This is a genomic window from Vibrio sinaloensis DSM 21326 (genome assembly GCF_000189275.1).
GTDB lineage: Bacteria > Pseudomonadota > Gammaproteobacteria > Enterobacterales > Vibrionaceae > Vibrio > Vibrio sinaloensis.
Map to the genome: position 1 here is coordinate 1 of NZ_AEVT01000086.1, position 21,434 is coordinate 21,434.

At 45.4% G+C, this 21,434-nt stretch carries 23 protein-coding genes and 2 tRNA genes; 10 read left to right on the top strand and 15 right to left on the bottom strand.

All coding sequences use genetic code 11. The features are described from left to right. The first annotated feature begins 269 nt into the window (after positions 1-269). A complete protein-coding gene (locus RH45_RS15440) occupies positions 270-962 on the top strand; it encodes a DedA family protein (RefSeq protein WP_008078715.1) in 693 nt (230 codons plus the stop codon). Between the two features lie 56 nt (positions 963-1,018). Here the strand turns inward: RH45_RS15440 and RH45_RS15445 are convergent, their stop codons facing one another. Continuing rightward, on the bottom strand, positions 1,019-2,320 hold the full coding sequence (locus RH45_RS15445) for a cation:proton antiporter (protein ID WP_039958805.1): 1,302 nt from the start codon (positions 2,318-2,320) through the stop codon (positions 1,019-1,021). 170 nt (positions 2,321-2,490) lie between these two features. On the opposite strand from RH45_RS15445, the gene metH reads away from it, so the two are divergent. After that, on the top strand, positions 2,491-6,171 hold the full coding sequence (gene metH, locus RH45_RS15450; RefSeq protein ID WP_008078718.1) for a methionine synthase: 3,681 nt from the start codon (positions 2,491-2,493) through the stop codon (positions 6,169-6,171). Positions 6,172-6,236: 65 nt separating this feature from the next. On the opposite strand, the gene mgtE is transcribed toward metH, so the two are convergent. From mgtE to RH45_RS15510, 12 genes are all read right to left on the bottom strand, one after another. Continuing rightward, positions 6,237-7,592, bottom strand: a complete 1,356-nt coding sequence (gene mgtE / locus RH45_RS15455; protein ID WP_008078719.1) for a magnesium transporter — start codon at positions 7,590-7,592, stop codon at positions 6,237-6,239. A gap of 102 nt (positions 7,593-7,694) precedes the next feature. Next, on the bottom strand, positions 7,695-7,973 hold the full coding sequence (locus RH45_RS15460) for an HPr family phosphocarrier protein (RefSeq protein ID WP_008078720.1): 279 nt from the start codon (positions 7,971-7,973) through the stop codon (positions 7,695-7,697). A 3-nt stretch (positions 7,974-7,976) separates the two neighbouring features. Continuing rightward, entirely contained in the window at positions 7,977-8,840 is an 864-nt protein-coding gene (gene rapZ / locus RH45_RS15465; RefSeq protein ID WP_008078721.1) for an RNase adapter RapZ, read from the bottom strand. Next, positions 8,840-9,286: a PTS IIA-like nitrogen regulatory protein PtsN gene (gene ptsN / locus RH45_RS15470; RefSeq protein ID WP_008078722.1), complete on the bottom strand. Its 447-nt coding sequence runs from the start codon at positions 9,284-9,286 to the stop codon at positions 8,840-8,842. The genes rapZ and ptsN overlap by 1 nt, the downstream gene beginning before the upstream one ends. A 4-nt stretch (positions 9,287-9,290) precedes the next feature. After that, positions 9,291-9,578 carry a ribosome hibernation promoting factor gene (gene hpf, locus RH45_RS15475; RefSeq protein ID WP_006878041.1) on the bottom strand — a complete coding sequence of 96 codons (288 nt, stop codon included), beginning with the start codon at positions 9,576-9,578 and terminating at the stop codon, positions 9,291-9,293. Positions 9,579-9,603: 25 nt separating this feature from the next. Beyond that, positions 9,604-11,064 (bottom strand): RNA polymerase factor sigma-54, encoded by a 1,461-nt coding sequence (locus RH45_RS15480; RefSeq protein ID WP_008078725.1) that lies wholly within the window; start codon positions 11,062-11,064, stop codon positions 9,604-9,606. Positions 11,065-11,114: 50 nt separating this feature from the next. Then, positions 11,115-11,840 carry an LPS export ABC transporter ATP-binding protein gene (lptB, locus tag RH45_RS15485; RefSeq protein WP_008078727.1) on the bottom strand — a complete coding sequence of 242 codons (726 nt, stop codon included), beginning with the start codon at positions 11,838-11,840 and terminating at the stop codon, positions 11,115-11,117. A 2-nt stretch (positions 11,841-11,842) separates the two neighbouring features. Then, the gene (gene lptA, locus RH45_RS15490) at positions 11,843-12,340 is read right to left on the bottom strand and encodes a lipopolysaccharide transport periplasmic protein LptA (protein WP_008078729.1); all 498 of its coding nucleotides are present in this window, start codon (positions 12,338-12,340) and stop codon (positions 11,843-11,845) included. After that, positions 12,321-12,884, bottom strand: a complete 564-nt coding sequence (gene lptC / locus RH45_RS15495; RefSeq protein WP_008078731.1) for an LPS export ABC transporter periplasmic protein LptC — start codon at positions 12,882-12,884, stop codon at positions 12,321-12,323. The genes lptA and lptC overlap by 20 nt, the downstream gene beginning before the upstream one ends. Beyond that, positions 12,881-13,438: a 3-deoxy-manno-octulosonate-8-phosphatase KdsC gene (kdsC, locus tag RH45_RS15500; protein ID WP_008078732.1), complete on the bottom strand. Its 558-nt coding sequence runs from the start codon at positions 13,436-13,438 to the stop codon at positions 12,881-12,883. Before kdsC ends, lptC begins: the two co-directional genes overlap by 4 nt. After that, a complete protein-coding gene (locus RH45_RS15505; RefSeq protein ID WP_008078735.1) occupies positions 13,438-14,403 on the bottom strand; it encodes a KpsF/GutQ family sugar-phosphate isomerase in 966 nt (321 codons plus the stop codon). The genes kdsC and RH45_RS15505 overlap by 1 nt, the downstream gene beginning before the upstream one ends. A gap of 23 nt (positions 14,404-14,426) precedes the next feature. Then, positions 14,427-15,398: a calcium/sodium antiporter gene (locus tag RH45_RS15510; RefSeq protein ID WP_008078737.1), complete on the bottom strand. Its 972-nt coding sequence runs from the start codon at positions 15,396-15,398 to the stop codon at positions 14,427-14,429. A gap of 241 nt (positions 15,399-15,639) precedes the next feature. Here RH45_RS15510 and mlaF point away from each other — a divergent pair, with 241 nt between their 5' ends. The 8 genes from mlaF to RH45_RS15550 all read left to right on the top strand — a co-directional run bounded on the left by mlaF (position 15,640) and on the right by RH45_RS15550 (position 21,061). Next, positions 15,640-16,440 (top strand): phospholipid ABC transporter ATP-binding protein MlaF, encoded by an 801-nt coding sequence (gene mlaF, locus RH45_RS15515; RefSeq protein ID WP_008078746.1) that lies wholly within the window; start codon positions 15,640-15,642, stop codon positions 16,438-16,440. Beyond that, complete coding sequence (gene mlaE, locus RH45_RS15520; protein WP_008078747.1) at positions 16,437-17,225, top strand: lipid asymmetry maintenance ABC transporter permease subunit MlaE; 789 nt, start codon at positions 16,437-16,439, stop codon at positions 17,223-17,225. Before mlaF ends, mlaE begins: the two co-directional genes overlap by 4 nt. A gap of 2 nt (positions 17,226-17,227) precedes the next feature. Further along, positions 17,228-17,710, top strand: coding sequence for an outer membrane lipid asymmetry maintenance protein MlaD (gene mlaD, locus RH45_RS15525; RefSeq protein WP_008078748.1), 483 nt, complete (start codon positions 17,228-17,230; stop codon positions 17,708-17,710). A gap of 10 nt (positions 17,711-17,720) precedes the next feature. Further along, positions 17,721-18,359, top strand: a complete 639-nt coding sequence (gene mlaC / locus RH45_RS15530) for a phospholipid-binding protein MlaC (protein ID WP_008078750.1) — start codon at positions 17,721-17,723, stop codon at positions 18,357-18,359. Continuing rightward, positions 18,359-18,667 carry an STAS domain-containing protein gene (locus tag RH45_RS15535; protein ID WP_008078752.1) on the top strand — a complete coding sequence of 103 codons (309 nt, stop codon included), beginning with the start codon at positions 18,359-18,361 and terminating at the stop codon, positions 18,665-18,667. The genes mlaC and RH45_RS15535 overlap by 1 nt, the downstream gene beginning before the upstream one ends. A 13-nt stretch (positions 18,668-18,680) precedes the next feature. After that, a complete protein-coding gene (ibaG, locus tag RH45_RS15540) occupies positions 18,681-18,935 on the top strand; it encodes a BolA family iron metabolism protein IbaG (RefSeq protein ID WP_008078753.1) in 255 nt (84 codons plus the stop codon). 9 nt (positions 18,936-18,944) lie between these two features. Further along, entirely contained in the window at positions 18,945-20,204 is a 1,260-nt protein-coding gene (murA, locus tag RH45_RS15545; RefSeq protein ID WP_008078754.1) for a UDP-N-acetylglucosamine 1-carboxyvinyltransferase, read from the top strand. Between the two features lie 116 nt (positions 20,205-20,320). Then, a complete protein-coding gene (locus tag RH45_RS15550; protein ID WP_008078755.1) occupies positions 20,321-21,061 on the top strand; it encodes a 1-acylglycerol-3-phosphate O-acyltransferase in 741 nt (246 codons plus the stop codon). A 174-nt stretch (positions 21,062-21,235) separates the two neighbouring features. Here the strand turns inward: RH45_RS15550 and RH45_RS15555 are convergent. Then, positions 21,236-21,311, bottom strand: a tRNA-Asn gene (locus RH45_RS15555). Between the two features lie 38 nt (positions 21,312-21,349). Continuing rightward, positions 21,350-21,425, bottom strand: a tRNA-Thr gene (locus RH45_RS15560). Positions 21,426-21,434: the final 9 nt, after the last annotated feature.

Genomic DNA, 21,434 nt, shown 5'->3' on the forward strand with positions numbered 1-21,434 from the left:
CAAAGACCTCAGCAGAAATGCTGAGGTTTTTTCGCGTCTGGCGAATCCTTTTTTGTGTCGATTCGAGTGAAAAGAGTGGCGCAACGAAGCGCCCTACCATCGCCCTCAATATTAGAAAGCCTAGTCTCACGACTAGGCTTTTGTCGTTTTAGGAGAAGCTTAAGCCTTAGGTCTGGGCCTGCTAATCCTAACGATTGAATATCGTAATTGCAGATGTCTGGTCAAAGGGATAAAAGAGAGATAGTTAGGCATTTCTAGGGTTTATCAATATGTTGGATGCTCTTCTCTCTACACTTGCTGCTCTTTGGCAGCAAGATTTTTCTGTTCTACAAACACCAGGCAGTGCAGTGATGATTTACTGTGTTGTTGGAACACTGATTTTTCTTGAAAGTGGTTTCATCCCAGCAGCGCCGTTCCCGTGTGATAGTGTCGTCGTACTTTCTGGCACTTTAGCCGCAGTCGGAGTTCTTCATCCAATTTCGGTATTTGTACTGATATGTCTTAGCGCAGCGCTCGGAAGTTGGATTGGCTATTTACAGGGGGCTTGGTTAAATAAATTGCCTCGGGTGCAACGGTGGGTAAACTCGGTTCCGACTAACCGTATGAATCAGGTAGACGCATTATTAGGTAAGCATGGTTTGGTGGCTTTGTTTTGTGCTCGCTTTATCCCTGTAGTTCGTTCTTTATTACCTTTGGTGATGGGAATGCGTGCCAATCAAGTTCGACAGTTTCACTACTTTTCATGGGCAAGTGCATCTCTATGGACATTACTATTGTGCTCATTTGGCATGTTGTTACCTATGCTTCCGGAAAAAATCAGTAAGTATATAACTGCTGGCTTAATGGCTGCTCCGGTCGTAACTCTATGTCTTGCTATCTCGAGTATTCTACTTATCAAATTGCGTAAATCGTCATCCCAACCCATTGCTGAGCCTATACAAGAAGAGCTCTTCAGAAAGTAATAGATGTAAAAAAGGCAGCGACCTTCGCTGCCTTTTTACATATAAAGTGGTCTCTATTACTGTTCGGTGGTGTTTGCAGCTTCCATCTCTTTTTGGGCTAGCTTTGCTTTTTCGATCATAGGGGTGATCGTTGAACCTTGGATTAGTATAGAGAAGACGACTACCGAATAGGTCATAACCAAAATAATCTCTTTCACATCAATAAGCTTATCTTGAATGACCCAAATTCCAGATGGGATCGACAGAGCCATTGCCAGCGCTAGGCCGCCACGTAGCCCTCCCCAGGTGAGAATCTTGACTGACCAAGGGTTGTACTTACGGTAGCGTTTGAACCCTATGTAGGAGAGAAATACGCTGATGTAACGGGCTGAGAGTACCAAAGGTACAGAGAATGCCATTAATATCCAGTCTTCTTTGTGGAACTCGAAGAGCAGCATCGACATACCTATCAGCAAGAATAGTACACCATTTAGAAACTCATCGACCAACTCCCAGAAGTGATCTAAGTGGTCTTCACTTTCTTTGGAAAAACCAATAAAGCGTGTCCAGTTACCGATCATTATTCCCGATACCACCATAGCTAAAGGACCAGAGACATGGATCACTTCAGCAAAAGCGTATCCAGCTGTCGGTACTCCAATGGTCAATAATAGTTCCATTGAGTGATCATCGGTTGCACTGATCAGATAGTGGAACAGTAAGCCTAGGGCGAAGCCATAAGCGATTCCACCTATAGCCTCTTGGATAAATAGCATGCTAACACTACCAACCGTTGGTGCTTCGCTACCAAAAGCGATGGTGTATAACGTGACAAAGATAACCAGACCAAAACCATCGTTAAATAATGATTCCCCTTCAATTTGGGTGGAAATACGTTTTGGTGCGTCGAGCTTCTTAACGATTGCTAAAACAGCAATTGGGTCAGTCGGGGAAATAAGGGCGCCAAATAGTAAACAGTATACGAGATCAAACTGAATTCCGATGAGATGGCAGAAGCCGTACAGTGCAAATCCAATAAAGAAAGTCGAGAACAACGTAGCGCCTAATGCTAGAGCGGTAATTTCCCATTTTTGATCTTTTAAGTTAGGTAACTTAATACCCAAACCACCCGCAAAGAGTAAGAACCCCAGTATTCCTTTGAGCAAAAAATCTTCGAAGTTAATACTCGACATCGTCTTCGAAGCAATTTCTGTCAGGTGGAACCAATCATTCTGTCCCGCGACCAAAATGATCAAAGACAAAATCATGGAACCGGCAGTGATCGCGATAGTGGTTTGCATTTTTCCTATCTTGCTGTTTATGAAAGCAATCATCATTGCAGCAGCAGATAAGAAGCACAGGGTATAGTAGACCGACATGAGACTCTCTGTATGTAACAAATTGTGAATGGGGATTTTCTGCTTAGTGTGCTCAAATAGCAAACACTTTTTTGTCATGGGAGGGTGATAAATTTAGTTATTTTAGACGTCTAGACTCCTGAAAAAACTGTGATAGGATGGAGAGATAATTAAAGGAATGAGGCTGTACTGTGGGAAGTAATGTAAGGCAACAGATTGAAGCTCAACTGAAGCAACGTATCTTATTGATCGATGGTGGCATGGGCACCATGATTCAGGGCTATAAGCTTGAGGAAGAAGATTATCGTGGTGAGCGTTTTTCAGACTGGCATTGTGATTTAAAAGGTAACAATGACCTGTTAGTGCTAACACAGCCAAAACTGATCAAAGATATCCATCTCGAGTACTTAGAGGCTGGGGCTGATATCCTTGAAACCAACACCTTTAATGCCACCACTATCGCTATGGCTGATTATGACATGGAGAGCCTTAGCGAAGAGATAAACTTTGCCGCGGCAAAGCTTGCTCGTGAAGCAGCTGATGAGTGGACATTAAAGACGCCCGATAGACCTCGCTACGTGGCAGGTGTGCTTGGGCCAACTAACCGAACCTGTTCTATTTCCCCAGATGTCAATGACCCGGGTTACCGCAATGTCAGTTTTGATGAGTTAGTGACTGCTTACTCAGAATCAACGAGAGCATTGATTAAAGGTGGCTCGGACCTAATTCTCATCGAAACCATCTTCGATACCTTAAATGCTAAAGCTTGTGCTTTTGCTGTCGACTCAGTATTTGAAGAGCTCGGTGTCGCATTACCTGTTATGATCTCAGGGACGATAACCGACGCTTCTGGTCGAACCCTTTCGGGTCAAACGACAGAAGCTTTCTACAATTCTTTGCGCCATGTAAGACCTATCTCATTCGGATTGAATTGTGCTCTGGGCCCTGACGAACTTCGTCCTTATGTAGAAGAACTTTCCCGAATTTCTGAAACTTTTGTTTCAACTCACCCTAATGCGGGTCTACCGAATGCATTTGGTGAGTACGACCTATCGCCAGAAGACATGGCCATCCACGTTAAAGAGTGGGCTGAAAGTGGCTTTTTAAATTTAATTGGTGGCTGCTGTGGTACCACGCCAGAACATATCCGTGAGATGGCGAATGCGGTTGAAGGGGTAAGCCCTCGTCAGCTTCCTGAACTTGTTACCGCTTGTCGTTTGTCTGGTCTTGAGCCTTTAACGATTGAGAAAGACACTTTGTTCGTTAACGTTGGTGAAAGAACCAATGTAACGGGCTCTGCACGTTTCAAGCGCCTCATTAAAGAAGAGCTGTATGACGAAGCATTAGAAGTAGCACGTCAGCAAGTAGAAAATGGTGCTCAAATCATCGATATCAACATGGATGAAGGCATGCTTGACGCTGAAGCCTGCATGGTTCGTTTCCTTAATCTATGTGCTTCTGAACCAGAGATATCTAAAGTACCTATTATGGTCGATTCCTCTAAATGGGAAGTGATTGAGGCTGGCCTAAAGTGTATTCAGGGCAAAGGTATCGTTAACTCTATCTCGCTCAAAGAGGGGAAAGAGAAATTTGTTGAACAAGCTAAATTGATCCGTCGTTATGGCGCTGCTGTTATTGTGATGGCGTTTGATGAAGTTGGTCAGGCAGAGACACGCGAACGCAAACTCGAGATTTGTACCAATGCTTACCGAATCCTAGTTGATGAGGTTGGTTTCCCACCTGAAGACATTATCTTTGACCCGAACATCTTTGCCGTTGCAACAGGCATAGAAGAACACAATAACTACGCCGTAGACTTTATTGAAGCTGTAGCCGATATAAAACGAGATCTGCCGTACGCGATGATTTCTGGTGGTGTTTCTAACGTTTCATTCTCTTTCCGCGGCAATAACTATGTGCGTGAAGCGATTCACGCGGTCTTCCTCTATCACTGTTTCAAAAATGGTATGGACATGGGGATCGTGAATGCGGGTCAGCTTGAGATTTACGATAATGTGCCTGAGAAGCTGCGTGAAGCAGTAGAAGATGTGGTTCTTAACCGCCGTGAGGATGGTACCGAGCGACTGCTTGATATCGCGGCAGAATATGCTGGAAAAGGTGTCGGCAAAGAAGAAGATGCATCGGCCCTTGAATGGCGCACATGGTCAGTAGAGAAACGCTTAGAGCATGCATTAGTCAAAGGTATTACGGAATTCATCGTTGAGGATACCGAAGAGGCGCGTATTAATGCCAGTAAGCCGTTAGAGGTCATTGAAGGCCCCTTAATGGACGGCATGAACGTGGTTGGTGATTTGTTTGGTGAAGGTAAGATGTTCTTGCCTCAAGTAGTCAAGTCTGCCCGCGTTATGAAACAGGCCGTTGCTCACCTAGAGCCTTTTATTAATGCTTCTAAGCAAGCTGGGGCGTCAAACGGAAAAATCCTCCTGGCGACAGTGAAAGGTGATGTTCACGATATTGGTAAGAACATTGTAGGCGTTGTCTTGCAGTGTAATAACTACGAGATTATTGACCTTGGTGTCATGGTGCCGTGTGAGCAAATCCTCAAGGTAGCGAAAGAAGAGAATGTGGACATTATCGGTCTTTCTGGCTTGATCACGCCATCTCTTGATGAAATGGTGCATGTCGCGAAAGAGATGGAACGTTTGGATTTTGATTTGCCACTCCTAATTGGTGGCGCAACCACATCGAAGGCTCATACTGCGGTTAAAATTGAGCAAAACTACAAACACCCTGTTGTGTATGTGAACAATGCCTCCAGAGCGGTTGGTGTATGTACCTCACTTCTCTCAGATGAATTGCGCCCGGCATTTGTCGAGAAGCTAGATGCGGACTACGTTCGCGTTCGTGATCAACACAATCGCAAGAAACCAAGAACGAAGCCCGTCACTTTAGAGAAAGCACGAGCAAACAAAGTGGCGATAGATTGGGATAACTACACACCACCAGTACCCACTAAACCGGGAGTCCATGTGTTTGATGACTTCGATATTTCAACGTTACGCGAATATATTGATTGGACACCTTTCTTTATGACGTGGTCGTTAGTGGGTAAGTACCCTGCGATCTTTGAGCACGAAGAAGTGGGTGAAGAGGCTCAGCGATTATTCAAAGACGCCAATGAGTTGCTTGATCGGGTTGAAAAAGAGGGGCTAATGCAAGCCCGAGGCATGTGTGCGCTATTCCCTGCAGCCAGTGTTGGTGACGATATTGAGGTATATACCGATGAGTCACGGACGCAAGTGGCTAAAGTACTTCATAACCTGCGTCAGCAAACGGAGAAACCTAAAGGTTTTAACTACTGTTTGTCTGATTACGTTGCGCCAAAAGAATCTGGTAAGAAAGATTGGATCGGCGCTTTTGCGGTCACCGGAGGAATTAACGAGCGTGAACTGGCAGATGAATATAAGGCGCAAGGTGATGACTATAATGCGATTATGATTCAAGCGGTAGCCGATCGACTTGCTGAAGCGTTTGCTGAGTATCTCCATGAACATGTTCGCAAAGAGATTTGGGGTTATGCTGCGGACGAAAATTTGTCCAATGAGGAGCTTATCCGCGAAAAGTACCAAGGTATTCGTCCTGCGCCAGGCTACCCAGCGTGTCCGGAACACACTGAAAAAGGACCGCTGTGGGAGCTAATGAAGGTTGAAGAGACGATCGGTATGACGCTAACTTCAAGTTATGCGATGTTCCCTGGAGCTTCGGTATCAGGCTGGTACTTCTCTCACCCTGAATCACGTTACTTTGCGATCGCCCAGATCCAGCAAGATCAAGTTGAGAGTTACGCGGATCGTAAAGGTTGGGATATGTTGGAGGCCGAGAAGTGGTTAGGGCCAAACATTAATGGTTAATCCTAATCACTGAATAAGACAAAGCGCAGCATGTATGCTGCGCTTTTTGGTTCTATGTTGTGTGCTTAGATTAGAATCGTTGCTAAGCCCAAAAACACCGATAAACCGATCACGTCCGTTACGGTTGTTAGCGCCATACCTCCTGCCAAAGCTGGGTCGATATTCATCTTCTTTAACAGGATAGGGATCGTCACACCAGCAATACCAGCAACCAGCAAGTTGGTCAGCATAGCCGCAGAAATAATGCCACCCAGCATCCAGTTACCTTTCCAAGCAACAACGATTCCACCGATGATAAGCGCCCACATAATGCCATTGAGCAAACCGATAGCGGCTTCTTTTAGTAGCAATTCTCTTTTGTTCGAGTCACCGATGTGACCCAAAGCTAAACCGCGAATAACCAAGGCGACGGTCTGGTTCCCCGCTACTCCCCCCATAGATGGCACTATGGTCATGAGTATTGCAATAGCCGCCATTTGCTCTAATGTGGCTTCAAACATATTTGAAACAGATGCGGCTGCTAATGCAGCAAGTACGTTGGCTCCGAGCCAGATACTGCGCTTACGTGCGGATTTAACCACAGGGGCAAAGGTATCTTCGTCGTCATCCATACCCGCCATACTCATCATGGAGTGTTCGGCATCTTCACGGATAACGTCAACGACGTCATCGATAGTGATACGTCCAACTAAGTGCTGATTCTCATCAATAACAGGAGCAGACACCCAATTACGACGTTCAAATAAGCTCGCAATATCAGAGTCGCTCATGGTGACATCAATGGCTTCATCGGCATCTTCCATGACATCGCTCACTTTGACATCTGGTTGAGTGGTGATCAGCGTTGTGATTGGTAACTCACCAATTAGACGGCTCTCTTCATCGATCACATACAAAGCATCGGTTGCTTCCGGAAGCTCGCCTTTCATTCTCAAGTAACGCAATACGACATCGACGTCTACATCACCACGAATGGTAATAACGTCGGTGTTCATCAAACTACCTGCCGTATCTTCTGGATACGAGAGGGCCGTTTCGACCAATAGACGCTCAGCAGCGTCCATTTGTGCGAGTACTTCTCGTGAAACGTCATCAGGTAAGCTACGAAGAACGTACGCTACGTCATCGGTTTCCATCCCTTCTGTCGCTTCAGCAAGCATCTCTGGCGCCATTTTGGCTACCAGATCATCTTTCACATCCTCGTTTAATTCATCGAGAATTTCACCGTAATCTTCGGGGTCGGTTAACTGCCAAAGGACTTCACGACTTTTACGCGGGGAGGCTTCTAATAGATGGGCAATATCTTCTGGCTCCATGTCCTGCAGTTGGCGACGGACATGAACAAAGCGGCCATTTTCTAGAGCTTCAGTGACTTCTTGGAGGGCTTGGTGAGCTTGGTCAAATTCAATTTGCTCTGCCATTGATTCCCCCTGACTCTATTTTTCTACAATGCTATGAATAGTAACTTAATTTTAGAATGGATTTAATAAGTTAATGTGAAGGAGAGGAAATAAGTTGGTGGTTCAGTCTTCCTCTTCAAACTTATCTTCAATTAGGTGGCAAACTGCATCGAGTGCTTGGTTTGCATCGCTGCCTTCCGCGCTGATGGTCACGTGTTCACCTTGGGCAGATTCTAACATCAATAGCCCCATCACGCTGTCTGCGGTAGCCTCTTTCCCTTCATGGTTCTGGATCGTGAGGACAGAGTTGTAAGACTGGGCTAATTCAACCAACTTAACAGCAGCGCGCGCATGTAAACCTAAGCGATTTTGGATTAAGACGGTACGGCTTTGCTGCTGCATGGATTAGTCCTTAAGGTTTTTTTCTAATGAAGCATGGCGAATTTGGACTTGATGTCCCATCTCAGCAAAGTACTCGCCAATTTGTTGAGTTAAGTACACCGAACGATGTTTACCTCCAGTACAACCAATCGCCACGGTTAGGTAGCTACGATTGTTTTTCTCTAACAGAGGAAGCCAATGTTCAATGAACTTCTGTACTTGCTGTTTCAATTCAATTACTTCGGTGTGACTTTCTAAGAAAGACTTGATTGGGGCATCTAATCCAGTCAGTGGGCGCAATGATGGTTCCCAATGAGGGTTAGGTAAGAAGCGCACATCAAATACATAATCAGCATCACTAGGTAAGCCATATTTGAAACCAAACGACTGAAACACCATGACGAGGTCTTTGCGCTCTCGACCTTCTACGCGCATTCGAACGGTTTCACTGAGTTCATGCAGAGACTGGTTACTACTATCTATGACTAAATCAGCATGTTCTTTGAGCGGAGATAGGATACAGCGCTCTTTTTCTATCGCTTGTTCTAGAGAAGTGTTTTCCAGCGCAAGGGATAGGGGATGAATTCGTCGGGTTTCGCTGTAGCGTTTTAGTAGTGTGTCTTTATTCGCATCGAGGAACAAAACACTCACATCAGACCTTTGTTTTAGGTGAGTTAGAACATCTTCAACAAGGTTGGGTTCTGTCGGCAAGTTGCGAATATCGATGCTAACGGCGACATTCTGTTTGCTTGAACGCACGGACGAAACAAATGCATCCAGCATGTCAACGGGTAAGTTGTCGACGCAGTAATAACCCATGTCTTCAAGTACACGTAGCGCGACGCTTTTTCCTGCCCCTGAGTAACCACTTACTACGATGAGGCGCATTATTGGCTGACCATGATGTTGTAGAGCTCTTGATCTGATTGAGCTTTACGAAGTTGTTTTAGAATCTGCTTGTCGTTCAATCTTTCTGCCATGCTTGAGAGAGTTTTTAAATGCTCTTTACATTGTGCATCCGGCACTAAGAGAGCAAAAAGTAGGTCGACAGGGCGGTTGTCGATGGCATCAAATTCAACAGGAGACTCGCATTGCAGTAGTACTGCGACCGCTTTATCGCTGGACTGCATACGAGCATGGGGAATGGCTATTCCATTTCCAATGCCAGTACTGCCCATCTTTTCGCGGCTGAGCATGCACTCGAATAATTCAGTTGAACTTTGCCCGGTTTGTTCAGCAACGAGTTCGCTGATCATTTCAAGGGCACGTTTTTTACTAGTGCACTGGACTGCACTTTTGGTGCAGTCCAGTGTAAGGATTTCGCTTAATTGCATGGTGTTAGTGAGCGTTTAGCTTCTCTTTGTGCTTGTTTAGCTGTCGTACTAATTTATCGACTAGGGAATCAATCGCGGCGTACATGTTTTCATCATCTGATGAAGCATGGATTTCGCCTTGATTTACGTGAAGGGTAGCTTCTGCGATTTGACGGAGTTTTTCAACTTTTAAAACCACATGAACGCTATTGATATGATCAAAAAAGCGCTCAAGCTTCTGAAACTTTTCGTTTACGTAGTCTTGCATTGAATCGGTGAGATCAACGTGGTGGCCATTAATATTGATTTGCATAGACTTTCCTTCTCGGTTTAATGCCTTAAAGTAGGCGTTTGCGCTGACTTGAAGGGGCAATGCCTAGCGATTCTCGGTATTTAGCTATTGTTCGTCTAGCGACCTGAATCCCTTGGTCAGCGAGTAGAGCTGCAATCTTGCTGTCACTCAGTGGTTTTGCACTGTTTTCGGCAGCAACCAACTTCTTAATCAAAGCTCGAATTGCAGTGGATGAACATTCTCCGCCGTTGTCTGTACTGACGTGACTAGAGAAAAAGTACTTCAATTCAAAAATGCCACGAGGGGTGTGCATAAACTTCTGTGTTGTCACCCTTGAAATGGTTGACTCATGCATGTCGACATCCAGTGCGACATCATTAAGCACCATCGGCTTCATGGCTTCTTCACCATACTCAAAGAAATCTCGTTGATGTTCAACAATACACTTAGCAACTTTGAGCAACGTCTCGTTTCTACTTTCTAGGCTCTTAATGAGCCATTTTGCTTCTTGCAAATTACTACGGATGTACTGGCTATCCGCATTATTACCTTTACCAAGTGCCGCGTACTGTTGGTTAACTTTCAGTCTTGGCACTGAGTCAGGGTTTATGGTCACGACCCATTTACCATGGTCTTTGAATACCGATACATCTGGGATGACATACTCAGCGTGTTCGGTAGCAATACGGCTGCCTGGCCTTGGATCCAGTTGTTGGATTAGCTTTAAGGTTTCGCGAAGCTCTGCTTCTTTAAGCTTAGTCTCTTTAATAATGAGTTTGTAGTCGCGGTTACCTAATTGGTCTATGTGATTAGTAAGCACTAACTTTGCTTCAGAAAGCCAAGGTGTGTCTTCTGGGAAGGTAGCCAATTGAAGCAGTAAACAATCCTGAAGATTAATGGACGCTACACCTAGAGGGTCAAACTGCTGAATACGTTTGCGAACAGCTTCAATTTCTTCGATTTCTATATCTTCATGATCAAAGCTTTCTAGGATTTCTTGCGGGGCAATAGTGAGGTAACCGTAATCGTCCACCGCATCGATGATCGCCATAGCGATCGTGCGGTCGGTTTCACTGAAAGGGGTTAAATCAAGTTGCCAGGTAAGGTAATCGTGAAGAGATTGAGTCGTTTCCCCCTGATAAACAGGTGCATCGTCGTCAAGAGCCAGTCCAGTGCTGCCTGTGTTGGCACTATAGACATCGTCCCACGTTGTATCGATTTCCAGCTCTGAGCTAATTTCTGATTTTTCAATCAGCTCGGAGCTATCTTTGACATCGGCCTCTGCGACTTCAACCGTTGGCTCTTTGTCCTCATTACCTGATTTATCTTCTGTGGTAGGAGAATCTTCACTGGACTCTTCGACTTCGAGAAGCGGATTGGAATCCAGCGCTTCTTGAATCTCCTGTTGAAGATCTAGCGTTGACAACTGCAACAAACGAATCGCTTGCTGAAGCTGCGGTGTCATCGCTAACTGCTGTCCTAGCTTGAGTTGTAATGAGGGTTTCATTCAGTATTACTTGCCTTAAATGCTATAGAATCTTGCGTTCTTCACTTTAATCATAGACGGAATTGTTCGCCGAGATAAACTTGTTTCACTTGTTCATTATTGAGAACTTCATCCGGTGAACCCTCAGCGATCAAGTGACCTTGGCTTACGATATACGCTTTTTCACATACGTCCAGTGTCTCACGCACATTGTGGTCCGTGATGAGCACGCCCAACCCTCTATCTCGGAGATGTTCGATGATTTTTTTGATGTCTATGACCGAAATAGGGTCGACGCCTGCGAAGGGTTCGTCCAACAAAATGAACTTTGGGTTTGCTGCGAGAGCACGTGCAATTTCAACGCGGCGTCGTTCACCCCCTGATAGTGCCATACCCGCGCTTTGACGAATGTGCTGGATGTGGAATTCTTCGAGCAAATCTTCCAGTTTGTCTTGGCGCTCTTCGCGAGTCAGTTCTTTACGAGTCTCCAATACCGCCATGATATTGTTCTCAACCGACAGCTTACGGAAGATAGATGCCTCTTGAGGTAAGTATCCAATCCCCATACGTGAGCGACTATGCATTGGTAAAACACTGATGTCTTCGTCATCAATGGAGATACGGCCTTCGTCGCGAGCGACAAGGCCAACGATCATATAAAAGGATGTCGTTTTACCGGCACCATTTGGCCCTAATAAGCCCACAATTTGACCTGACTGAACTTGTAGGCTCACGTCAGAGACCACTTTTCGATTCTTATAGCTCTTGGCTAAATGCTCTGCTTTGAGTAACGCCATAATTATTCTTGTACCGCTTGAGGCTGAAGCACGGTCGAGACACGATCACCTTTCGATTTTCCATCTGCGACCAATTTTTGCGATGAAATATGGTATCGGATCTGATTGCCACGGATGGTGCTGTCATCTTGAGAAAGCATCGCACTGTAACGCATTGTCAGTTGGTCATTTGCTAAGCTGTACTGAAGTTCTTTTGCTTCACCATACAGAGTTTTACCATCATCGGTCAGTTGGGAAAACGTGGCTAAATTACCAAACCCATCAATGTTTTTGATCGAACCGTCTTTGGGATCGCGAGTGACAACAATTTTGTCGGCATTGATGTTGATGCTTCCTTGTTTGAGCTTAACGTCACCTAAGAAGGTAACTTGGTTGCTCTGCATATCCAATTGTTGACTGTCGGAGTCAATATAAACCGGTTGCTGCTGGTCACTAGACAAGGCTAGAGCCTGACCAGACAAAAATAAACAAGAAATAAGACTAAGGTGTGAGAGTTTCATATCTACCTTGTACGCTCTTATATAGGGTTGCATTGTGATCAGCAAAATTGCCTTTCATTGCTTGTCCTACGGTTTCAAACTGTGGGCCATTAATAATCACTTGGTTATCTGCCCAAAAATCTCGATTGTCTAACGCGATATTCATGCTTTCAGTAGACAATGTGTCGAATCCAGAATCCGACAATAAATTCTTAACGATGACATTGGTCGATAGTGTCAGGATGTGGTTTTTGTCTAATACACCGGTCGCGGCGGTGATTTCCCACTCCTGCATCAAGCCATCTTTATAAACTTTTAAAATTGGCTTTTCAAAAACCGTATCACCACTTTTCGCGAAGTGATCTAGGCTGTTTGAGGTAATAACATAGCTACGTATTCCGTCATCGGTATACGAAGTGTTCGTCAAGGTTTGGCCGCTAAACATGGGTTGCTCTAAGTCAGGACTGACTTTAGGGCTCTGCTTTTGCTGGCGTTCGTAGTAATAATACCCAGACCAGCAAAGTGCAAAAACCAAAATCAGATAGCCAATACGAGACAGGCTCATATACTTAGGCCCTTATGCACGTCCAGCTCATCACGTGCTTGTAAAATTAGGTCACAGACTTCACGTACTGCGCCGTGACCGCCTTTAATCGCTGTGACGTAATTGGCGCGTTTAACTAGAAGTGGGTGTCCATCGGCCACACAGGCTTTTAACGCCACTTTTTCCATCACCGGCCAATCAATGAGGTCATCACCGATGTAACCAGTTTGCTCGGCCGAAATATTGAGCTTGGCACAGATATCATCGTAGGCTTTCAATTTATCGTCTTGGCCCTGGTAAATCAGTGAGATCCCCAAAGCTTTCATGCGATTCTCTACGATTTTTGATTGTCGACCAGTAATGATGGCCACTTCGATGCCAGCGTTCATAAGCGACTTAACACCATAACCATCACGGGTATGAAATGTCTTGAGCTCTTCGCCATCGTTACCCATGTAGACCAGTCCATCTGAAAAGACACCATCGACGTCACAAATCAGTAACTTAATTTGTTTGGCAATATCAAGCAGAGTTTGTTCCACCGGTTGATAAAGTGTTTCGATCATCTGAGGCATTACATTACTCCTGCTTTCAACATGTCTTGCATGTTGAGTGCGCCTACCACTTTACCTTGCTGGCAAAGCACAAGGCCATTAATACTCTTCTCTTGCATTAAGTTTAAACCTTCCACCGCTAACATGTTTGGGCTTGCTACGGTTGGATTAACGGTCATCACGTCGCCAATCAGCGCACTGTGAATGTCAACGCGCTTATCTAATATTCGGCGTAAGTCGCCGTCGGTAAAGACGCCCATCAAGTTTTGTTGTTCATCGACAACTGCGGTCATGCCGAGACCTTTCTGGCTTATTTCCAATAAAGCATCGCGTACTACGGTATCAGTGGATACGAGTGGCAGCTTATCTCCAGAGTGCATAATGTCAGAAAGTTTAAGCAGCAGTTTTCTCCCCAAAGCACCGCCAGGGTGGGATAAAGCAAAGTCGTCGGCGGTAAAGCCACGTGCTTGCAATAGAGAGACAGCCAGCGCATCCCCCATAACCAAGGTTGCTGTGGTACTGGAGGTTGGTGCTAACCCCAGTGGACATGCTTCTTTTGGCACCGTGATCTGCAAGTGAATATCGGCTAATTTCGCCATATTAGATTGCGGTTTACCTGTCATGCTAATAATTGAGATGTTCAAGCGTTTCAATACTGGGAAAAGCGCAAGAATTTCTGACGACTCTCCAGAGTTAGAGATAGCTAACACTATATCGCCTTTCTCAATCATACCTAGGTCACCGTGAGCGGCTTCACCTGGATGAACAAAGAAAGACGAAGTGCCTGTACTGGCCAAAGAGGCTGCGATCTTTTTACCGATATGCCCTGATTTACCCATTCCCATCACGACAACTTTGCCTTGAGAGTTGCTCATGATTAGCTCACAAGCACGGGTAAAATCTTGGTTGAAATACTGATCGAGTTGCGCCAACGCATCGATTTCAGTGCGCAGTACTTCTAAAGCGGCAGAACGATAGTCAAACATATCTAACTCCAGCAAGATACAAATTAAGCAGTCATATTGATAATTAGGTAGCCTTGGTAGGCGATGAAGGCCATAAATAATACGCCGCCTTCTATTCGATTGATACTGCGTGATTTACCCAGTGCCATGATGACCAATAATAGTGAGACGCCTAACATCACCCAGAAATCTCGTCCCATGGCATATTCGCTGAGAATAGACGGGTTTAGAATGCCGGGGATGCCCATAACGGCAAGGATGTTGAACACGTTAGAGCCGATGATGTTACCCACCGCCATGTCGTCTTCACCTTTCATGACTCCTGCTAGCGAGGCTGCAAGTTCTGGAAGGCTGGTACCAACGGCGATGATTGTTAGGCCGATAACCAGGTCGCTCATGCCAAAGTACTGAGCAATAATCACGGCGTTATCAACCAGCATATCTGCCGCAAGTGGCAGAATGATCAATCCGATAACGACCCACATCGCGGCTTTCGCGTTGCTTACACCGTCAGGTACTTCAGATTCTTGTTCTTCTAATAAGGCATCGGTTGCGCCTGATGCTTTCTCTTTTTGGCTAATACGTAGCATAGTAAGAATAAAAGCAGCAAACAGGACAAAAAGGAGCACGCCTTCGTAAAAGCCTAGGTGGCTATCCCAAAGTAACACACCTGCAAGCAGGGTGACGCCTATCATTAAAGGTAGTTCGCGGCGAAGAACCGCTGAGCTGATAGACAGTGGTTTAATCAGTGCGGTGATACCAAGAATCAACGCGATGTTGGCGATATTGGAGCCCAACACGTTGCCAACCGCTGTGTCTGTTTTGCCATCTAATGCTGCGGTTGCAGATACCATCATTTCCGGAGCTGATGAACCCATTGCTAGAATAGTCATACCGATAACAAGTGGAGAAATTCCCACATTGCGCGCTAAAGCAGCAGCACCAAATACAAGCTTGTCGGCACTCCATACCAAAAATACTAATCCAATAATGAGAAACGCAACGGCTTCAAACATGATGATTCCTAAATAATATACGACGAGAGATTTAACCGTTAATTTTGACGGTTTGGCTAATAAAAGGGAAGTGGATAGTTAAATTAATTGTTAAGCAATGATTCGTTTTCGTTTGTAAAGTTAGATTGAATAACAGTCAATTGAAGCCGATTTGTCGAACGAATTTTAATTGAACAGTGCTTTAAATTCCATGTGAATGTGCTTATGATTGCCCATTCTAGCGACTTTTAACGAGTGTATGATGACATCAGAAGACTTGGTTACCGTTAATCAAATTACCTTCACCCGGGGGGAAAGGAAGATATTTGATGACGTAAGTTTGCGAGTGCCGAAAGGAAAAGTGACCGCGATTATGGGGCCTTCTGGTATTGGTAAAACGACACTATTGCGTTTGATTGGTGGACAGATCTCGCCTGAGAAAGGTGAAATTTGGTTCGACGGCGATAACATCCCTGCCTTGAGCCGCAAGAAGCTGTATTCCGCACGTAAGAAAATGAGTATGTTGTTTCAATCAGGGGCTCTATTCACCGACTTAAATGTGTTCGACAATGTAGCGTTCCCTTTACGTGAGCATACTCAGTTATCCGAAGAACTCATTCGTACCCTGGTGCTCCTTAAGCTTGAAGCGGTTGGGTTGAGAGGCGCCTCTCAATTGATGCCAAGTGAGTTATCGGGTGGTATGGCTCGTAGGGCGGCTCTGGCACGTGCTATTGCCCTTGACCCAGAGCTGATCATGTTTGATGAACCTTTTGTTGGTCAAGACCCTATAACCATGGGAGTGCTGGTGGAGCTAATCCGCAATCTGAATCAAGCTCTTGGTGTCACTTCTATTGTGGTCTCTCACGATGTGCCTGAAGTGATGAGTATTGCCGATTGGGTGTATATATTGGCGAATGGCAAGGTCATTGCCAGCGGTACTCCAGAAGAGCTTCGCAATAACCCTGATCCTCAAGTTCAGCAATTTCTTCAAGGCGATGCCGATGGCCCTGTGCCTTTTCGTTTCCCGGCTCAACCTATTTCAGAGGAGTTGTTTTCATTATGACGGATTTGGTTAACTTCGTCGCGTCAACTGGCCGTCGTGCGCTTGCCGTTTTGGAATCTTTTGGCCGTGCTAGTTTGATGTTATTTGGTGCGTTGGCTTCAAAGCCGAAGCCGATACAAAACTTACCGTTACTGGTTAAGCAGCTATACAGTGTTGGCGTTCAGTCACTGTTGATTATCGTTCTGTCTGGCTTGTTTATCGGTATGGTACTAAGTCTACAAGGCTACGTCATTCTGATTGATTTTGGTGCAGAAGGCGCGCTGGGTCAGATGGTGGCTCTGTCTCTGTTACGTGAGCTTGGCCCTGTGGTAACAGCGCTGCTGTTCGCTGGTCGTGCTGGCTCTGCGTTGACGGCGGAGATCGGTTTGATGAAAGCCACTGAGCAGCTTTCAAGCATGGAAATGATGGCGGTCGATCCACTCAAGCGAGTCATTGCTCCGCGATTTTGGGCTGGGGTGATCTCCATGCCATTACTGGCGATGATCTTTATGGCGGTCGGCATCTGGGGCGGACAATCAGTTGGCGTTGATTGGAAGGGCATTGATCACGGAAGCTTCTGGTCTACGATGCAAGCCTCAGTAGAGCTGGGTCAAGACATTGGCAACAGTATGATTAAGAGCTTAGTGTTTGCGATAACTGTAACTTGGATAGCGCTCTTTAATGGATATGATGCGATTCCTACCTCGGAAGGTATAAGCCGAGCGACGACCCGCACAGTAGTACACTCTTCACTAGCAGTACTTGGTCTAGACTTCGTACTGACTGCATTGATGTTTGGGAATTAAACATGCAACAAACTCGAAAAACTGAATTATGGGTCGGCGGTTTTGTGCTTGCCGGTATTTGCGCAATTCTGGTAATGATTTTTCAAGTCGCTGACGTAAAGGGCTTCGGCTCTAACGATACTTACACTCTCAATGCAGAGTTTGACAATATCGGTAGCCTCAAAGTGCGCTCACCAGTAAAAGTGGGTGGCGTTGTGGTTGGCCGTGTGACTGACATTGGTTTAGACAAAGAGTCACTATTGCCTGTCGTGAGTATGGCAATCAATGCTCAATACGACCAGTTTTCGGAAACTTCAAGTGTCAAGATTCTTACCTCAGGACTCATTGGTGAGCAGTACATTGGTCTCACACCGGGTTTTGTGTTTGATGATGAACAGATGCTGGTGGATGGCGACTTTATTGAAGACACCAAGTCTGCGATTGTATTGGAAGACCTAATCGGCCAAGTTTTGTATAGCGTCGGTGGCGACTCGGAAAGTGAATAAGGAATCAATCATGTTGAAAAAGTTAGTACTTACTCTATTTGCGATGCTAGTGACAGTGACTGCTCAAGCCGCAGATATCGATAGAACCCAGCCTTATCAGATGATGAAGCAGGTCTCGCAGCAGGCATTTGAACGACTAAAATCAGAGCAGCCAAGAATCCAACAAGACCCAGACTACTTAAAAGTTGTGGTTGAAGAAGAGCTAATGCCGTACGTCAATGAGAAATACGCGGCTCTGAAACTGCTAGGGCCAAACCTGAAAGGGGCGAAGCGAGAAGATGTCGCAACATTTATCACCTCTTTTCGCGCTTACTTAGTCACTTCTTATGCTCAAGTGTTGACACAATACACCGACCAAAATGTGGAGTTTGGTCCTGAGCCTAAACTGAACGCCAAAAAGAGTATCACCAGTATCAAAGTGGACATCATTGATTCACCGCGTCCGAACATTAAGCTTGAGTTCAAGCTACGTAAAGACAAAAAGAGCGGGGAGTGGAAAGCGTTCGATATGATTGCTGAAGGTATTAGCCTTCTCTCAAGTAAGCAATCGGAGTGGAGTGGTAAACTACGCCAAGAAGGTATCTTAGCAGTCGCCAAAGAGTTAGAGCAATTGGCGCAACAACCGATCCGATTCGAGAGTAAAAGCTAATGCATCAAGCCAAATGGCAAGTAAATGAATCCGGTCAATATGCCATAAGTGGTGTACTTGATAGAGATTCTGTACCGGCGTTATGGTCGGAATTAAAGCAAATGCAAATGAAACAACATGACGCTGAAGTTTCATTACAACAGTTGAATCGCATCGACTCTGCTGGAATGGTGATGTTAATCCACCTAATAGAGCATGCAAAAAAACAAAACTGTCATATAATGCTCAGCTTCGTGCCAAAACAACTGCGAACCTTGTTCCAGTTAAGTAATGTCGAGCAACACCTCGACGGGCATCTAAAGATTTAAATAGGGGTGAATTGTGGATAGCGCAAAAGTACAACAGATTTTAGAACAAGCTCTAAACCTAGAAGAATTGATTGTTAAGGGTGAAGGAAGTCACTACGAAGTGATTGCTGTTGATGCTTGTTTCGATGGAATGAACCGCGTTAAGAAACAACAGCTTATTTATGCTCCGCTGATGGAATACATCCAAAGAAATGACATCCATGCCGTCTCTATCAAAGCCTTCACTCCAGATGAATGGGCTCGTGATAAGAAGTTGATGTCACTGTAAGGTTTAGTAATGGAAAAGTTTCGAGTAACGGGGTCTAAACAACCTCTTGTTGGTGAAGTCACCATTTCTGGTGCCAAGAACGCAGCACTACCTATCTTGTTCGCCTCTATTTTGGCTGAAGAGCCTGTTGAAGTAGCGAATGTACCTCATCTACGTGATATTGATACGACGATGGAGCTGCTTAAGCGTCTAGGCGCTAAAGTTGAGCGCAATGGCTCTGTTCATGTTGATGCGGGTGGTATAGACGAATACTGCGCACCCTATGACTTAGTTAAGACAATGCGTGCGTCGATTTGGGCACTAGGCCCGTTAGTGGCGCGTTTTGGTCAAGGTCAAGTCTCGTTGCCTGGTGGTTGTGCAATCGGCGCTCGCCCAGTGGATTTACATATCCATGGCCTAGAGCAACTAGGTGCAACCATTACGTTGGAAGATGGCTATGTGAAAGCACACGTAGACGGACGTTTAAAGGGTGCACACATCGTAATGGATAAAGTCAGCGTTGGTGCGACGATTACCGTTATGTGCGCAGCGACTCTTGCTGAGGGCAAAACTGTTCTTGATAATGCCGCTCGTGAGCCTGAAATTGTAGATACGGCAGATTTCCTAAATAAACTCGGTGCCAAGATCTCTGGGGCGGGCACAGACACCATCACAATTGAAGGTGTTGAACGTTTAGCGGGTGGTAAGCATGCTGTGGTTGCTGACCGTATCGAAACGGGGACATTCCTTGTCGCTGCTGCAGTGTCAGGCGGTAAAGTAACGTGTCGCAACACCAGTGCACATTTATTAGAAGCTGTATTAGCCAAGCTTGAAGAAGCTGGAGCGAAAGTGGATTCTGGTGAGGACTGGATCTCCGTGGATATGACTGACCGTGAGCTAAAAGCGGTCACGGTTCGCACTGCGCCTCACCCTGGTTTCCCAACCGACATGCAAGCGCAATTTACGCTACTGAACCTAATGGCTAAAGGTGGTGGTGTGATTACTGAGAATATCTTTGAAAACCGTTTTATGCACGTTCCAGAGTTAATGCGTATGGGGGCGAAAGCGGAAATCGAAGGTAATACTGTTATTTGCGGTGATGTAGAAGAATTAAGCGGCGCGCAAGTAATGGCAACAGATTTACGTGCTTCGGCGAGCCTTGTTATCGCAGGCTGTATTGCCAACGGTGAAACCATTGTTGACCGCATCTACCATATTGATCGTGGTTACGACAAAATTGAAGATAAGCTTTCAGCACTAGGCGCGAATATCGAGCGTTTTCGCAACTAATCTAGCTTTGAGCTAACATTTGTAAGCCGAAACGTAAGTTTCGGCTTTTTTATGAGCGATAGATCAGTTAGAGTCTGGGCAACGAAATTGACTCCCAGCATTTTTGGAGAACCATAATGATTGCACTATTACGTGTATTAGCTGTTGCGATTTTTGCAGTCGTGATGTTTGTATTTGGTTGTGGCTACTGTTTATTGAGCCCACGTAACCCTAAACACGTATTCACCTTTGGTCGCTTGTTCGGCAAGATGTCGCGTGTGTTTGGTATTAAGCTTGAACTGCGTTTACCTGAAGATGCTTATCAGCGCGGTCAGCACATTTATATTGCCAACCATCAAAATAACTGGGACTTGTTCACCGTCTCTTCTGCTGTTACCCCAAAGGTAGTGACAGTCGGCAAAAAAAGCCTAGCTTGGATGCCGCTGTTTGGTCAGCTGTATTGGTTGACGGGCAACATCTTGATTGACCGTGCAAATCGCTCTAAGGCGAAAGGTACGATTGACCAAGTCGTTGACCAAATGAAGCAAAGCGATGTGTCCGTATGGATGTTTCCAGAAGGAACGCGCTCTCGAGGACGAGGCCTACTGCCATTTAAGACCGGAGCCTTCCATGCTGCGGTTGGAGCGAAGTTACCTATCGTGCCTATCGTTTGCAGCTCTACGAGTGGAATTAAACTTAACCGTTGGAACAATGGTCATGTGATTGTTGAAATGCTGCCTCCTGTTAGCTGTGAAAACTACGGTAAAGAAAACGTGCGCGAGTTAGCCAACTTATGTCGTGAGCAGATGAAAGATAAGCTGGAAGATCTGGATAAAGAGGTGGAACTACTTAACCAGCAAGAAGGCGTCAAAGCTTAGGTTTATTCAAAAAATGATATCAAGCCCTAGTCGAGAGACTGGGGTTTTTTATTGCTGGTTGGTTGATGGGTATCATGGGACGTATAGCCTTGTAGGTTCAGGCGGTTAGGTTCATAAAAAAGGAAGTAGGGCAGATAACAAAAAAGCCAAGTCTTTCGACTTGGCTTTAAAAAGTGGCTCCTCCTGCTGGGCTCGAACCAGCGACCTGCGGATTAACAGTCCGTCGCTCTACCAACTGAGCTAAGGAGGAATTGTTCTTTTTATTCTCTTTCTTAAACTAAGAAAGAATGGTGCCGACTACCGGAATCGAACTGGTGACCTACTGATTACAAGTCAGTTGCTCTACCTACTGAGCTAAGTCGGCACACTAAAT